Annotated in this window: 15 protein-coding genes; 9 read left to right on the top strand and 6 right to left on the bottom strand. The window is 39.4% G+C overall.

Going from position 1 to position 15,577, the window contains the following annotated elements; translation table 11 throughout:
• From O0236_RS05475 to topA, 6 genes are all read left to right on the top strand, one after another.
• On the top strand, positions 1–597 hold the full coding sequence (locus O0236_RS05475; RefSeq protein WP_268913100.1) for a YpmS family protein: 597 nt from the start codon (positions 1–3) through the stop codon (positions 595–597).
• A gap of 20 nt (positions 598–617) precedes the next feature.
• Complete coding sequence (locus tag O0236_RS05470; RefSeq protein WP_268913099.1) at positions 618–833, top strand: YozE family protein; 216 nt, start codon at positions 618–620, stop codon at positions 831–833.
• A gap of 14 nt (positions 834–847) precedes the next feature.
• Positions 848–1,720, top strand: coding sequence for a ribosome biogenesis GTPase YlqF (ylqF, locus tag O0236_RS05465; RefSeq protein WP_268913098.1), 873 nt, complete (start codon positions 848–850; stop codon positions 1,718–1,720).
• Entirely contained in the window at positions 1,701–2,468 is a 768-nt protein-coding gene (locus O0236_RS05460; protein ID WP_268913097.1) for a ribonuclease HII, read from the top strand. Before ylqF ends, O0236_RS05460 begins: the two co-directional genes overlap by 20 nt.
• Positions 2,469–2,504: 36 nt before the next feature.
• Entirely contained in the window at positions 2,505–3,371 is an 867-nt protein-coding gene (gene dprA, locus O0236_RS05455; RefSeq protein WP_268913096.1) for a DNA-processing protein DprA, read from the top strand.
• 96 nt (positions 3,372–3,467) lie between these two features.
• Positions 3,468–5,576: a type I DNA topoisomerase gene (topA, locus tag O0236_RS05450; protein WP_268913095.1), complete on the top strand. Its 2,109-nt coding sequence runs from the start codon at positions 3,468–3,470 to the stop codon at positions 5,574–5,576.
• Between the two features lie 63 nt (positions 5,577–5,639).
• Here topA and O0236_RS05445 read toward each other — a convergent pair whose 3' ends face one another.
• Positions 5,640–7,070, bottom strand: a complete 1,431-nt coding sequence (locus tag O0236_RS05445; RefSeq protein ID WP_268913094.1) for a C69 family dipeptidase — start codon at positions 7,068–7,070, stop codon at positions 5,640–5,642.
• Between the two features lie 135 nt (positions 7,071–7,205).
• On the opposite strand from O0236_RS05445, the gene O0236_RS05440 reads away from it, so the two are divergent.
• Entirely contained in the window at positions 7,206–7,394 is a 189-nt protein-coding gene (locus O0236_RS05440; protein WP_125008177.1) for a 2-hydroxymuconate tautomerase, read from the top strand.
• Positions 7,395–7,511: 117 nt separating this feature from the next.
• The gene (gene glpK, locus O0236_RS05435) at positions 7,512–9,017 is read left to right on the top strand and encodes a glycerol kinase GlpK (protein WP_268913093.1); all 1,506 of its coding nucleotides are present in this window, start codon (positions 7,512–7,514) and stop codon (positions 9,015–9,017) included.
• Between the two features lie 57 nt (positions 9,018–9,074).
• Here the strand turns inward: glpK and O0236_RS05430 are convergent, their stop codons facing one another.
• Positions 9,075–9,902 (bottom strand): Cof-type HAD-IIB family hydrolase, encoded by an 828-nt coding sequence (locus tag O0236_RS05430; RefSeq protein ID WP_268913092.1) that lies wholly within the window; start codon positions 9,900–9,902, stop codon positions 9,075–9,077.
• A 92-nt stretch (positions 9,903–9,994) separates the two neighbouring features.
• Between O0236_RS05430 and O0236_RS05425 the strand changes: the two genes are divergently transcribed.
• Positions 9,995–11,362: an RsmF rRNA methyltransferase first C-terminal domain-containing protein gene (locus O0236_RS05425; RefSeq protein WP_268913091.1), complete on the top strand. Its 1,368-nt coding sequence runs from the start codon at positions 9,995–9,997 to the stop codon at positions 11,360–11,362.
• A 50-nt stretch (positions 11,363–11,412) separates the two neighbouring features.
• Here the strand turns inward: O0236_RS05425 and fni are convergent, their stop codons facing one another.
• The 4 genes from fni to mvk are packed head-to-tail and all read right to left on the bottom strand — an operon-like array spanning position 11,413 to position 15,506.
• Entirely contained in the window at positions 11,413–12,453 is a 1,041-nt protein-coding gene (fni, locus tag O0236_RS05420; protein WP_268913090.1) for a type 2 isopentenyl-diphosphate Delta-isomerase, read from the bottom strand.
• A gap of 11 nt (positions 12,454–12,464) precedes the next feature.
• A complete protein-coding gene (locus tag O0236_RS05415) occupies positions 12,465–13,547 on the bottom strand; it encodes a phosphomevalonate kinase (RefSeq protein WP_268913089.1) in 1,083 nt (360 codons plus the stop codon).
• Between the two features lie 14 nt (positions 13,548–13,561).
• Positions 13,562–14,548: a diphosphomevalonate decarboxylase gene (gene mvaD, locus O0236_RS05410; protein ID WP_268913088.1), complete on the bottom strand. Its 987-nt coding sequence runs from the start codon at positions 14,546–14,548 to the stop codon at positions 13,562–13,564.
• Positions 14,532–15,506 (bottom strand): mevalonate kinase, encoded by a 975-nt coding sequence (gene mvk / locus O0236_RS05405; protein WP_268913087.1) that lies wholly within the window; start codon positions 15,504–15,506, stop codon positions 14,532–14,534. The genes mvaD and mvk overlap by 17 nt, the downstream gene beginning before the upstream one ends.
• Between the last annotated feature and the right edge of the window lie 71 nt (positions 15,507–15,577).

The raw sequence follows: 15,577 nt of genomic DNA, 5'->3' as shown, positions 1-15,577 counted from the left end.
ATGAAAAGAACTCAAAAAACACGTAAACCTTATAAGGTGGCATTCTTTACTTTAATTGGATTGATAGTTGCTGGTATGATTGTCGTGGTAGTGATGATGTTTTCGGGCAATACTAAAGAGCCCACGAACCAGTATTCCAGCAGACAAGGAATAGATTTGACCCTGAATAAGAACCAGATAAATGAATTAGCGGATGTGTATCTTGGCGATTTACAAAAACAACAGGCTAGCAACGTTAAATACCGGTTTCAACTTCAAAAAGATAGTGGAATCGTTTATGGGAAATTCAAATTATTAGGTTCTGACGTCCCATATGCTTTAGAATTCACACCAAGTGTTACCAACAATGGTAACGTTGAATTGAAAGCTAAAAAATTATCGATTGGTAGACAATCTTTGCCATTGAGGCTAGTCTTGCTATATGTTAAGCAAAGTTATCACTTTCCAAGTTGGGTCACTATCAATCCCGCTACTGAGCAAGTATATTTGAATACTACCAACTTAAATGGTAAAAATGGGCTGAACTTTAAAGCAACGAAAGTTGATATGGCTGGTGCTGGTAAGTTTAAATTTAAAATCTTGTTACCAGCACAGTAATGAAATGGGGCAGTTAACAAATGAGAAGAACATTCTATGAATTCTTAATGACAAAGCGTCATCCAGGTAGCAATGACGAAGTTGCCGAATTCGCAAACAATGCTTTTTATGATCAATCATTTCCCAAGCAGTCTAAGGATTTTGAAGAAATATCAAAGTATTTAGAGGAAAATGCTGGCTATTTACCTAGTATGGAAATCTTTGATAAAGCATTTAACGAATATAATGAACAATAATACGGAGGTTAACAATGGCTGTTAACATACAATGGTTTCCAGGACATATGGCTAAGGCCATCAGACAATTTGAAGAAAATATCACCTTAGTGGACGTGGTGTTTGAAATTTTAGACGCTCGAATTCCATTAACGTCAATGAACCCTGAGGTTAAGAGAATTAGTGGTGATAAGCCACATCTATATATCATGACAAAGCGGGATTTGGCGGACGAGACTAGAGTTAGGGAATGGCTACAATACTTTGCATCAATTAATCAACCAGCAATGGCTGTCGATGCCAAGACGAAGTTTGGTCCTAACGCTGTCTTGGATAAAGTAAATCCTATCTTAAAAGATAAATTAGCTCGAGAAGAAGCTAAGGGAATGAAGAGTCGACCAATTCGTGCCATTAGCGTTGGTGTGCCTAACGTTGGAAAATCAACGGTTCTTAATAGATTGGTTAATCGTCGGGCAGCTCAAGTCGGTAATCGTCCAGGGGTTACTAAGGGACAACAGTGGCTAAAGTCTAGCGATAAGCTTGAATTACTAGATACTCCCGGAATTTTATGGCCTAAATTTGACACTCAAGAGGTGGCTAATAAACTTGCACTGACGGGAGCTATCAAAGAAAATGCCTTTTCATCTGATGATATCGCGTTGTATGCCATTAATAGATTCAGAGAAACTATGCCTGAAGGCTTAATGAACCGTTATCGACTAACTAAAGATGATTTTGAGTTATCAGATGTTGATATGCTGCTAAAAATTACCCAGAATGTTGGAATGAGAGACGATTATTTAAGAGCAAGTGATCGCATTATTTTAGATGCTCGTGCGGGTAAATTAGGCGGGTTTACATTAGATAGCGTAGCTGATTTAGAGGCTAATGATGACACTAACGATTAAAGAGATTTCTAAACAATTGGCAGAAGTTACCGCCCTGGATGATCCAGTGTTTGCACAGTTGAGTCATGATGAACGTAAAGGTGTTATCCAGTTGATCAAGCGCACTCAGAGTCGGATTGAAAAATCCGAACAACAATTAGTGGCATTCGAGAAGCGATTTAAATTTGAAAGACAACTCTGGCAACAAGGCATAGAGTTTGTGGCCGGAGTGGATGAAGTTGGCCGGGGACCATTGGCAGGCCCAGTAGTGGCAGCAGCTGTTATCTTGCCGAGTGATTTTGATTTAGTTGAAGTCAACGATTCTAAGCAGTTAAGTCAAAAAAAGCGCGAGATGTTAGCCCCACTAATTAAGCAGGAAGCCGTCGCATTTGGCTTTGGTGTGGTGGATAGTCAGACGATTGATCGGATCAACATTTATGAATCAGCAAGGCAGGCCATGAAGTTAGCTGTTCAAGATTTATCTCCCCAGCCTGATCAGTTAATTGTTGATGCGATGAATGTGCCAGTAAATACGCCACAGTTAGACATGGTTAAGGCGGATGCTCAAAGTATTAGTGTTTCTGCTGCTAGTATCATAGCTAAGGTGTATCGTGACGAATTAATGTTGGATTATGCCAAGCAATATCCAGAGTATGATTTTGAACATAATGCCGGCTACGGTACGAAAGTCCACTTGGATGCATTAAGAAAGTATGGTGCGACACCTATTCACCGGCGAAGTTTTTCACCAGTTTCGGAGATGTTTTAAATCATTTTCGTATCTATTATCTAAAAAGGTGATAATATGCGATTAAATGATTTTTTATTTTTGATTAAAACTAGTGAAGGCATTAGTTTAAAGAAGCAGGTGGAACTTTATCAATTAGTTAAACAATTTAGTAAGTCTGAATTATCGGCTTTAAATGGTGATTCTATTGCTAAGTTGGTTGGCATAACTGGCAAAAGTAAGGATAAATTTATTGATTCATTTGAAATTCAAAAAAAGAATTTTTCACCAGAGCTGACAGAAAATTATTGGTTAGCTATAAATGATGAACGTTATCCTGAACAACTAAGAGAATCATATTTGCCACCGATTGGACTATTCTATCAAGGTAACTTACAATTATTACAAAGTAGGATGTTAGGAGTTGTTGGTAGTAGATTGCCGACTAATTATTCGCAAGTCGTCCTTAACCAATTAGTTCCGGAATTAGTTTTAAAAGACGTCACGATGGTGTCAGGCCTTGCCAAGGGTGTCGATACAGTAATTCATCGGCTAACAATCGCTAATGGTGGCAAAACGATTGCGGTAATTGGTACAGGACTTGCAAAATTCTATCCAAGTGAAAACCTACCGCTCCAGAAATATATTGGGGCGCATCATCTGATTTTAAGTGAATATATGAGCAATGTTGGTCCCAGAAAGCATCATTTTCCGGAACGTAATCGGATCATCGCTGGACTTTGCCAAGGAGTGTTAGTTACCGAGGCTAAAAACCATTCTGGCAGTTTGATTACTGCTAATTTGGCACTGCAAAATAACCGTGATGTTTTTGCCGTTCCTGGGCCAATCACTTCGCCATTATCCGTTGGCACCAATGAACTGATATTGGCTGGAGCAAAACCTGTTCTAAACGCAAATCATATTATAGAAGAGTTATTATATTGACACATATATCCAAGTGCAATATGATATTGAAGATTTGTGAATAATAAAACCCAATAATAATTTAAAAATAATATCAAATATTTGAAAGGAGAAATTATGGCAACAAAGACAAAAACAAAGTCTAAAACCAAACGAAAAGCTCCTCAGAAAAACTTGGTGATTGTCGAATCACCTGCGAAAGCTAAGACCATTGAAAAGTACTTAGGTCGTTCTTATAAAGTAGTCGCAAGTAAAGGACACGTTCGTGACTTACCAAAAAGTAAAATGGGGGTCGATATCGAAAATGACTATGATCCCCATTACATTTCGATTCGTGGTAAGGGTGATACGATCAAAGAACTAAAATCAGCCGCTAAGAAAGCTAAAAAAGTCTATCTGGCAGCCGATCCGGATCGTGAAGGTGAATCAATTGCTTGGCATCTATCTCATGTTCTTGATTTAGATCCTGATGATAAAAACCGAGTAGTCTTCAATGAAATCACTAAAGATGCCGTTAAGGAATCATTTAAGAATCCTCGTGGCATCGATATGAATTTGGTTGACGCACAACAGGCTCGAAGAATTCTTGACCGATTAGTGGGTTATTCGATTTCGCCTTTATTATGGCAAAAAGTTAAGAAGGGCCTTAGTGCTGGCCGAGTTCAGTCTATCGCTCTTTGGTTGATCATTCAGCGAGAACGAGAAATTGAAAACTTTGAACCACAAGAATATTGGACTATCGATTCTAAGTTTAAAAAAGGCCGTGCACAATTTGCTGCCAGTTTTTATGGTGTGAAAGGTAAGAAGAAAGAATTACCTAACAATGAAGCCGTAGAGAAGATTCTGGGACAAATTGATAAGGACGCACCCTTTGACATCACTAAAGTTACCCGTAAAGAGCGTAAGCGCCAACCACAAGCACCATTCACCACCAGTACGCTACAACAGGAAGCTAACCGTAAGTTGAACTTCAGAACTAGACGGACAATGATGGCAGCTCAGCAATTATATGAAGGAATCAACATTGGTAAAGAAGGAAGTCAAGGTTTGATTACGTACATGCGTACTGATTCAACTAGAATTTCCGCTATTGCTAAGCATGAAGCGTCTACTTTTATTCATGAAAAGTACGGAGCTGAATATGCGGCTACTAAACCAATTAAGGGTAAAATGCCTGAAGGGGCTCAAGATGCCCATGAAGCTATTCGACCAACTTCAGTATTCAGAACTCCTCAAAGTTTGAAAGAATATTTGAACAATGATCAATTCAAGTTGTATCAATTAATTTGGTCACGATTTATGGCCAGTCAAATGACACCTGCTGTAATGGATACTATGGCTGTCACTATTGAACAAAATGACGTTATTTTCAAAGCCAATGGTTCAAAAATGAAGTTTGATGGTTTCTTGAAGGTCTATGGTGACGGTAAAGAAAAAGACAATATCTTACCTGACCTAGATGAAGGAGATGAGGTTAAGTTAGCTAATACTAACCCAGACCAACATTTCACTCAGCCACCTGCAAGATACAGTGAAGCTACTTTGATCAAGACACTTGAAGAAAATGGTGTTGGCCGACCATCAACTTATTCACCAACCCTTGAAACTATTCAAAAACGTTATTACGTTAAGTTAGTTGGTAGAAGATTTGAGCCAACCGAGCTTGGTGAAATCGTTAATGACATTATCGTGAAGTATTTCCCTGATGTGGTTAACGTTGATTTCACGGCTAATCTTGAAGGAGATTTGGATAAGGTCGAAGATGGAATTGAAGATTGGGTCAAAGTCGTTGATTCATTCTACAAGCCATTTTCTGAAGAAGTTGACTCAGCTACTGAGAAAATGGAAAAAATTCAAATCAAAGATGAACCTGCAGGATTCGATTGTGATATCTGTGGTGCGCCGATGGTTATCAAGATGGGACGTTATGGTAAGTTCTACGCCTGTTCACGATTCCCAGATTGTCGAAACACTAAACCAATCGTTAAAGAAATCGGTGTAATTTGTCCTAAATGTCATCAAGGTCAAGTTATTGAACGTAAATCAAAGAAGAACCGAATTTTCTATGGTTGTTCACGATTCCCAGATTGTGACTTTGTCTCATGGGATAAGCCAATTGGTCGTGACTGTCCAAAGGATGGCCACTTCTTAGTTGAAAAGAAGGTTAAGGGCGGAGTTCAAGTAGTATGTCCTAATGGTGATTACGAAGAGGAAGCTCAAAAATAAATTATTACTTACAAAAAAAGCGCCGAAGAATTTAATTCTTCAGCGCTTTTTGATTTGACAAGATTATAAGTTAAGATCTTGCTTGTAGTTGATTGGTGAAAAGTTGGTTGAGTTAGTAATCAACTTGCTAATTAATTTGTTGTAACCATCAATACCAGCTTGAGCATTCTTGGCGTTAATTTCAGTAACAAAGTCAGTTAGCTCTTTTCCGGACAACGACCTGATTTTTTTATCGGCCGCCATGATGTTTTGATTGAATTCAATCCGTAAGTTTTGTTGTGTTTCGCTTAAGAAGCCACCTAATTCAAGGTAGTGTGGATCAACTAAAACACCAGCTTGCTTGTAAACCCAGTAAGCTTTGCTTGGATCAAATTCTCCAGGAGTGTCCTTATAAGTGACCGGTGTGTCATTGGCACCAGCGTAGAACGGCACGAATACGCTTTGTGCGCCGACACCCATTAATAACCACTGAATATTAGCTTCAACTGGCATGTCGGGTCGAATTTGTAAAATATGTGCTTCTTGAGTCTTGGCTACACTAACTGGTCGGAATCGATGCTTGCTGGCATCATCACCTTCACCAATGGGATCAAATTCAGTTCCTTGGTAGTGAGAACTAAGAAAGTCCTGCACGTCATAGGCACTTAATTTACGGTTAGCATGGTGAATGAATGGAATATCTTGGTCAGTTGGTTCGTGATGTTCATCTGGTGAAAACATTTTGACACCATACCAAACTCTTGGAGTGTTGTAATAAGTGTCTGATAGATCAGCAGTCCCAAAAATTTTTCTGAAATTAAAAGTTTTTCCTTCTAAATCTGGATTTAAGTGATTGTCAGCCACGAATGATTGGATGTTTTCTGACCACATAAAGTTGTCTGAATCATTAAAATCAATATCTTGAACAGCCATTTGGTTAGATATCACCACATAAGCGTCGTCAGGAATTCTCATGGCAACCCAATTATGTCCGCCACCAGTTTCCATATACCAAGCTTCATCGTGGTCAGCAAATAGAATACCATTTGATTCATCAGTACCAAATTCTTCGATAATTTTGCCTAATCTTTGGATACCTTCACGGGCAGTTTTAACATATGGCAAAGTTACCGTAATCATCGCTTCTTCACCGATACCTTCTTTAATAAGTGGATCAACTGAAAGGATGCGGTCATTTGTATACGTACTTTCAGTGGCACTCATGGCCACACCATATTGATTAAAGCCATTTTCTTCAAATAGACCATATTTCGTTGTCCATTCTGGAGTAGCAGTGTATTTTGCTTGACTGGTCTCTAGTGTTAATTCAAAACCATTGTCATTTGATTTAAAAACGGGTGCTTCAGTAAATGTTTGTTCCGGATGGACTACATAATTCTTAGGCCATGAAGTCTTACTGTCTTCATTTCTAGCAATCATGATCGAACCGTCCATGCTGGCTTTTTTACCAACTATCATGCTGGTACATGCTGAATAATTTCTAATTGGTTTCATGAGAACCTCCAATTTTTTAATACAGGTATTGTAACATCAATTTCGGATTATTGGGCGTTTTTGACAGGCTAGGTTGTTAAGCTCCCACAATTACAGTATAATCTTTTTAAATTCACAAATGGAGGATTCGCGCATATGCCAATCGTAAATATTGATTTAATTGCAGGAAGAAGTCAGGATCAATTAAAGGGACTTATCGAAGATGTTACCAGTGCAGTTGTTAAGAACACTGGAGCACCTGCAGAACACGTTCACATTATTTTAAATGAAATGCAACCTAACCGTTACAGTGTCGGTGGCGTTTTAAAAAGTGATGAAAAGTAATAAAATTTGACCCGGAAACGGGTCTTTTTTTGTATAGAAATGGTCTAACCGGTCACCATATTGTATAATGGTGGGAGTGTAACTCGAGTAAATAAATGATTGAAACGGAGATAAACAATGAGTGATGAACAATACATAATGGCTGTGGATGAGGGAACCACAAGCACACGAGCAATTTTGTTCAATAATGCAGGGGAGATTGTCTCTAAATCACAGCGAGAATTCCATCAATATTTTCCTAAATCTGGCTGGGTTGAGCATGATGCTAACGAGATTTGGAACGCAGTTCAATCGGTTATCTCCGAATCATTGATCGGTGCAGATATCCCACCATACAAAGTTCGGGGAATTGGCGTTACTAATCAACGTGAAACCACGATCATTTGGGATAAAACGACTGGTGAACCCGTGTATCATGCAATTGTTTGGCAATCAAAGCAAACTGCTGAAATTGCCGATAAATTAAAATCTTCGGGACTAGAGTCAATGATCCATGAAAAAACTGGATTAGTAATTGATTCATATTTCTCGGCAACTAAAATTATGTGGATTTTAGATAACGTTCCTGGTGTCAGGGAACGCGCTGAACGAGGAGAATTATTGTTTGGTACGATCGATACTTGGATCTTATGGAAACTAACAGGTGGTAAGGTGCATGCGACTGACTACACTAATGCCAGTCGAACTATGCTATTTAATATTCATGATTTGGCATGGGATAAGGACATCTTACAAGAATTAAATATTCCAGAATCATTATTACCTGAGGTCAAACAATCATCTGAAGTGTATGGATATACTGCAGGGTATACCTTTTCAGGAGTTCAAGTTCCTGTCGCCGGTATCGCTGGTGACCAACAGGCGGCATTATTTGGACAAATGGCCTTGGACAGAGGGATGGTTAAAAACACGTATGGAACGGGTGCCTTCATTGTGATGAATACGGGTGAAGAACCAACTCTTTCAAACAATGGGTTACTAACTACCATCGCCTATGGCTTGGATGGAAAAGTTAACTATGCTTTAGAAGGAAGCATTTTTGTGGCTGGGTCTGCTGTCCAGTGGTTACGTGATGGAATGCAAATGGTTAATAAGTCATCAGAGTCAGAAGACCTGGCAATTGAGGCTGAAACTACCGATGGCGTGTATGTGGTTCCTGCATTCACAGGTTTAGGTGCGCCATTCTGGGATCAAGATGCTAGAGGTGCCGTTCTTGGATTAACTCGAGGCACCAATAAAGCACAGTTTGTGCGTGCGACACTTGATTCATTAGCATATCAAACCCGAGATGTTGTGGACACTATGGCTAAGGAAACTGGGATCGATATCAAAGCTTTGGCAGTTGATGGTGGCGCAGCTAACAACAATTATTTGATGCAATTTCAAGCAGATATTTTAAACACACCAATTAAACGGGCACTAATTTCAGAGACTACTGCTTTAGGAGCAGCTTACTTGGCTGGACTTGCAGTTGGTTTTTGGAATAATGTTGATGAAATTCGTCGCAATGTTAAAATCGGTGATGAATTTGATCCTAAGATGTCTGTTGAAAAACAGGAAAAATTATATTCAGGATGGCGGCAAGCGGTCGCTGCTACCAGAATGTTTCATCCGGAAGATTAATATACAAAAAGCCAAGATAAAGGTAACTTTATCTTGGCTTTTTAATAGTGTTTAAAATTATAACCCAACGGCAATGTCCATATGGTCACGAAGATATTTAGCGACTCCGTTTTGATCATTGGTGTAATCAGTCACATCAGTAGCAATATCTTTGATACTTGGAATGGCATTTTTCATAGCGATTCCATGGCCGGCGTAACTGATCATCGATAAATCGTTAGCCTCGTCACCAAATGCGTAGATGTCCTTTTGACTGACACCAAAATAATCAGCAAGTACTTTTAATCCCGTAGACTTCTTGATTCCTTTAGTTGTCACTTCCACGATTGGATGCGGTCCACCCCAAGGGGCAACATCAACGGCATCCCCAAATTTTGTTTCGGTATAGTCAATAAAAGCTTGTTTAGCATCCGGTTGTAATTCGACCGTGATACTGATGGGATTATCAGTCAGTGTATGTTGATTCAAGATTTCATCTGATTTGATTACGCTAGGGAAGAAGCCAAGGTTACTTTTAGCCCCGTGGTTGGCAAGGAACATGTTGCGGCCTTCAACGGCCAACAAATTGATTCCCAATTGTTTACTTTGTTCCAAAAGATCCATGACAATATCTTTTTCAATGGTATACTGATATTCCAGTTCCCAACGATTATGTGGTAAAATACCCAAGTTACCATTAAAGTTGATCATTGGGGTATTCAATGATAAGTCATCATAAAAATTTTCAGAAATTCGATTTGGCCGGCCAGTCACAATGCTGACGATATAGCCGTCTTGTTGAGCGGCTTTAATTGCTTGTTTGGTCATTTCTGATATTTCTGGCTTGTCGTTTAGGGTCGTCCCGTCTAAGTCAAGGGCGATTAATTTTTTTGCGATAAGTATCACTCCTTAGTCCATATGGCGTTAATACTAACGTAAATTATGGTACGGGTCAATTGGTCTGAACGATATTTAAATTTTTAAAGGAGCCGTACACATTGGAATTACCAGCAGATTTTAAACAAAAATACACGACACTATTAGGGGAAACCGAAGCCAAACAATTTTTTGATGGGTTTGACCGCGAGTCCCGTCATGGTTTTCGTATCAATCCATTAAAAGAAAACGTCGATTACTCAGAAATTGTCGACACAGATAGTCCAGCTGAACACAGCGAATTTGGTTACTTTGGCAAAGTTGACGGTAAGTCAGTCTCCCATCAAGCAGGTTTGGTATACAGTCAAGAACCCAGCGCCATGTTTGTTGGCGAAGTAGCACATCCAAACCCAGGAGAACGGGTATTGGATCTATGTGCCGCTCCAGGGGGCAAAACAACCCATTTGGGAAGTTTTATGCGCAATCAGGGTATATTAGTTGCCAATGAAATTAATAGCAAGCGTGCCAGCGTATTGGCTGAAAACGTCGAGCGTTTTTCTTTGAGAAATGCGGTCATTACTAATACGACGCCAGAGAAGATTGCTCAAACTTTTCCTGAATATTTCGACAAGGTCTTAGTTGATGCACCATGCTCAGGAGAAGGAATGTTTAGAAAAGATCCTGCTGCAATGGATTATTGGAGTTTGGACTATCCTGAACAATGTACCAAGCGCCAACGAGACATACTAACTGAGGCATACAAGGTTATTAAACCAGGTGGTCAGTTAATCTATTCAACTTGTACATTCGCTCCAGAAGAAGACGAAGAAATTATTTCCTGGCTGCTTGAAAACTTTGATTTGACCATCGAGCCAATCAAAAAGTTCTCAGGAATGGATGATGGTCGTCCTGAGTGGGGAAATGGTGATCCAAGTCTTAAGGATTGTGTCCGCTTGTTCCCATTTCATTTCGCTGGAGAAGGTCATTTTATTGCTAAGCTGGTAAAAGGCAACGGCGATACCACCTCTAAGGTCAAGTCTTTCTGGAAGAATAAGAATTTGGTTCGTCCTAGTAAAGATGAATTAAACTTATATAATACATTCCTATCCGATAATCACATTACTGCAAATTTTGACGGTTTAGTTGTTTATAAAAATCTGTTATTCGCTAGTAATTATGATTTACCTGACTTGAGTAAAGTTAAAGTTGTCAGAATTGGAATGCCACTTGGAGAGTTTAAAAAAGGCCGTTTTGAACCAAGTTTTGCCCTGGGATTGGCGTTGACTGCTGAAGAAAACTCTCAGCAATTACCAATTACTCACCAACAGTGGGCTGACTACGTGCATGGGGATGTATTTTCTATTGATCAACAATTAAGTAAGGGCTGGTACCAACTAGTCTTTGCTGGTTTACCAGTTGGATTTGGTAAGTTAGTTGGTCAGACAGTTAAAAACTTCTATCCTAAAGGATTAAGATTTAAGGCTGAGTAAATTAAAAGCGTTACGACAATTGTCGTAACGCTTTTTTATTTTTAAAATGATTAATACAAACCACTATTTCTTTGATTTTGAAAATTAAGTAATTCAGAATCAAAAATCTTATCAGCTTTTTTAAGATCACTGATCGTTTTGGAATTGGTTAACACCATAATGGCCTTTAAACCATAAATCCAATCATTGATTTGATCGATTACATCTTGATCATCGTGATTACTGAGTAGTAAGTGAAGCACTTGACCAGACATTCCAACAAGATCGGCCCCCAGAGCAAAACACTTGGCGATGTCTAGCGGCGTTTTGACGCCACCAGATGCGATCACGTTCATTTCTAAATTGATGGGGGCGGCCTCAATTAATGATTCAATAGTTGAAAGTCCCCATGCGGACAAATAGTCCATATCTTTGTTTGGCCGGCGGAAATTCTCGATTTTAGCAAAGTTAGTGCCACCAGAACCACTGACATCAACGGTTTTGACACCTAAATTTGCCAACTCAGTCATAGTTTGCTGACTCATGCCAAAACCGACTTCTTTAACGATGACTGGTACGGAGACATTGACAATCATGTCTTTGATGTTTTCGATGAAGTGAAATTCACGATCGCCTTCAGGCATAACTAATTCTTGGGTAGGGTTAATATGCACCTCAAGAATATCAGCGTGCAACATGTCAACCGCTTTTTGAGCATCAGCAGCGTTGTGGTTGGCACCAATGTTAGCCATGACGATACCTTCAGGATTAATGTCTCTAACAACGGTGAAAGATGGTACTTGATCAGGATCATTAATTGCGATGCTTTGCGAACCAACTGACATTGCTAAGCCAGTTTGCTTAGCAATATTGGCTATTCGAGCATTGATCTTTTGAGATTGTTCACTACCACCAGTGATGGCATTGATATAAAAAGGTACTTTAAAATTGATTTGCTCAAGCTTGGTACTAATATCAATGTCTTTTATTCCATATTTAGGTAATGATGTTGGAATTAGGCGGACACCTGAGAAATTATTTGTGTTGTCTGAGTAAAAATGTTCTGCGAGTGATAAATGTTCATCTTTACGATGTGATTGTTGTGAAACCATTATATCTCCTCCTAAAAACTAAGATCAGTAATTTCATGTACCGTTAATGGTAACGGAGTAATATCAATGTTTCGCCACTCATTAATTAGATTATCGGTTGGTAAATTTCGATCAATGATTACGATACCGCAATCACCACCACCTGCACCAGAAGATTTGGCAGCGGCACCATTTTCAACGGCAATATCGCACATTTGCTTTAACATTGGGGTTTCAATTTGCACCTCAGTAAATTCAGCAAGTGAATTGAGAATTCGGCGGTTTTCTTTGATACCAGCCGCAATTTGTTGAACGTCACCATTATTAAATCCAATCAGCAGATCTTCAATACATTGTTTACTAGCATTTAAGAATTCTGAGTAAGCTTTGTAGTTACGACTCTTTTTAATGGTTACCTTGTCGACTAAGTGTGAAGTTGAAGCTGGTGTTCCGGTCCAGCCGATAATTAGTTTCAGATCATCGGGCGGGGTAAGTTCGGTAATTTTTAATTCAGGCCATGGTTGATTAATAATTGCATCTAAGTCTGATGTATTACGCATGGCTAAGAGCCAGTCTCGATTAAATGAACGGTATTCGATCCAACCACCATACACACTGGCGGCGATGTCTCCCAATGAACCGTTACCTTGAACTTCTAAGTGGGCGATAGCTGCTAATTTAAATAGTTTGGTTTTGGTGAGTGGTAGACCATAGAATTGGCAAAGTGCCTTGATAGTCGCAACAGTGACTGCTGCAGAAGAACCGAGACCATATTTGCGACCGCTTGGACTGTCCAGTTGGCTATTTACGAATAAATCATAAACAGCCATATTTTTTCCTAAAAGTTGGGCATACTCCTCAGTTAAAGAAATAGCTGAGAGAATATAACTAAATGTGTTATCTCGATTATCGATTACCATTTGGGAACCATTTCTACGCCATCTAATAGCACCATCCTGATATTGGTGAGAAACGATCTTACCAAATCCTTCACTGCGTTCAATTTGAATGGTTACAAACTGATCAAGTGCGACAATAATCGATGGGTAACCGGGTTCCACAATGGCGTATTCACCGGCGATGTATAGTTTTCCTGGAGCTTTTGCTGTAATCAAACCATCAATTCCTTTCAATGTTTTATTACTTCGATTCCAGGTCCAGGATGGGCCACGGAGATTTTAGTGGGACTGAATTGCTTAGATAATTGGTCTTTGATCAAAGGGATGTTAGCTGTTTGAGTTAATATCTTAACATTAGGACCGGCATCAATCGTGTAGTAGCATTCGATGCCTTGAGCTCGTAAATCTTGGACTTCATTTATCACTTCTAAGGTTCCAGGTTCAAAGTAGGTGAATGGAGGTAATGAGCTTAACGTTAAGGCGTGCATCCGCATGGCGTTTGCTTCACTAATTTGACCGAATAAAGAAAAATTATTCGTAGTTAAAGCATGTTTCAAATTAACTATATCGCGGTTGACCACGTTTTGCCATTCAGCGTAGTAAGGGGAAGTCTGTGCTGATGATTTCATGCCTTCACTACTGGAAATAGTCTTTTGATGAGCGTTAACTTTCACAGCAACCACGGCGATATCGGTCAGCGTCACGTTCTCTAAAGGTTGAGCAAATGAATTCTCATCGTTATCACCGGGTAACCATTCGACAAAATCACCAAAGATTGATCGACTAGCCGATCCAGAGCCTAAACGAGCTAATCTGGATAAAGCCGGTTTATCCAATTCTAATCCAGCTGCTGCTGCGCTAGCACCAGCTAATGCCGCAAATGCAGAGGCAGATGAAGCAAACCCGGCTGATGTCGGTACAAAATTTTCAGATTCAATTTTTGCAAAACTGTTAGTATCAGCAAGCTGCCTAACTCGGTTTAACACTCTGGCAGCTTTTTTCAGGTTAGTTTGCTCGGTACCATTAACAAATAATTTATCGGCATGTAGTTGGGAATCAAATGTGACCTTAGTCTTAGTATAGAATTTATCTAGAGTTAATGAAATGCTACCGGTATAGGGGATGGTTAACTTTTCGTTAGCTTTTCCCCAATATTTGATAAGTGCAATGTTAGTATGTGCAATTGCACTGGCGGTATTATCAACTGATGTTGTCATCTGAATCCCCCGTAGTGTGACCGTAATTTTTAAAAGATTGAATCCAAGTAGAAGTTGCCCCAGCATCTTGTAAAACAGAAGCTAGTTCATGCGCTTGTTTATTAGAATCGACCAGGGCAATCATACAGCCGCCCATGCCACTGCCAGTTAATTTAGCACCATAGGCGCCATTGGCAATTGCTAGGTCAACAAATTTGTCTAGAGTTGGTGTACTAACACCCAATTGTTGTAAATGATGGTGGCTAGTAGTCATAAGATGGCCAACTAGTTTAGAATCAGCCTGTTGTAATGCGGTTTTACCTTGTAGAGCAATTTTACCAAGATCATCGATCAATGGTTGCATTTCGTTGGCATCGGTAATCAAATTATCCGCAATCAAGTTGACCGCTTCAGACGTTTTTCCTTTGATGCCACTATCGGCTATTACTAGATAGTCAGAAGTTAGATTAAATGCGATTTGTTCATTTTCTTGATGTTTAACAAACCAGATAGGATATTCAGAACTGACTGTAGCAGTATCAATACCACTAGGATTGCCATGAGTTACCTGTTCTTCGACGTTGGCAATCTGTAATAGAGTGTCCCTAGTGATGGTCTTATCAAAATATTTATATAATGCTCTAGTAATTGCGACCGCGGTAGCTGCTGACGATCCCATCCCTCGTTCGGCAGGAATCTTACTCTCAATTTGAATCGTAAATGAAGAACTAGTTTGGTTTAGATCGGTTAAGATCCAAGCTATTAATCGCTTAATCCCTAGCAAATTTTCGCCAAGTTGGGCAATTTGGCCGTCAAAATAACGACTACGAATCCACTGACCAGATTCGGCTGGAATTATGGTAGCCGTGACATTGACAGAATAAAGCGGGAGCGCAATAGCAGGGTGACCATAGACTACGCTATGCTCACCAAATAAAATTATTTTAGCAAAACTATTTGCTGAGACTGTTGTTTTCAATATAATCGCTCACTTTCAAACAGTATAATTCTAGCATAAAACGCAGCAGTTTTTGTGAATCACAGGAGACT

The sequence above is a fragment of the Lentilactobacillus sp. SPB1-3 genome, assembly GCF_026913205.2.
GTDB lineage: Bacteria > Bacillota > Bacilli > Lactobacillales > Lactobacillaceae > Lentilactobacillus > Lentilactobacillus terminaliae.
The sequence above is the reverse complement of the archived record's forward strand: the minus strand, read 5'-3'. Positions and strand labels throughout refer to the sequence as shown.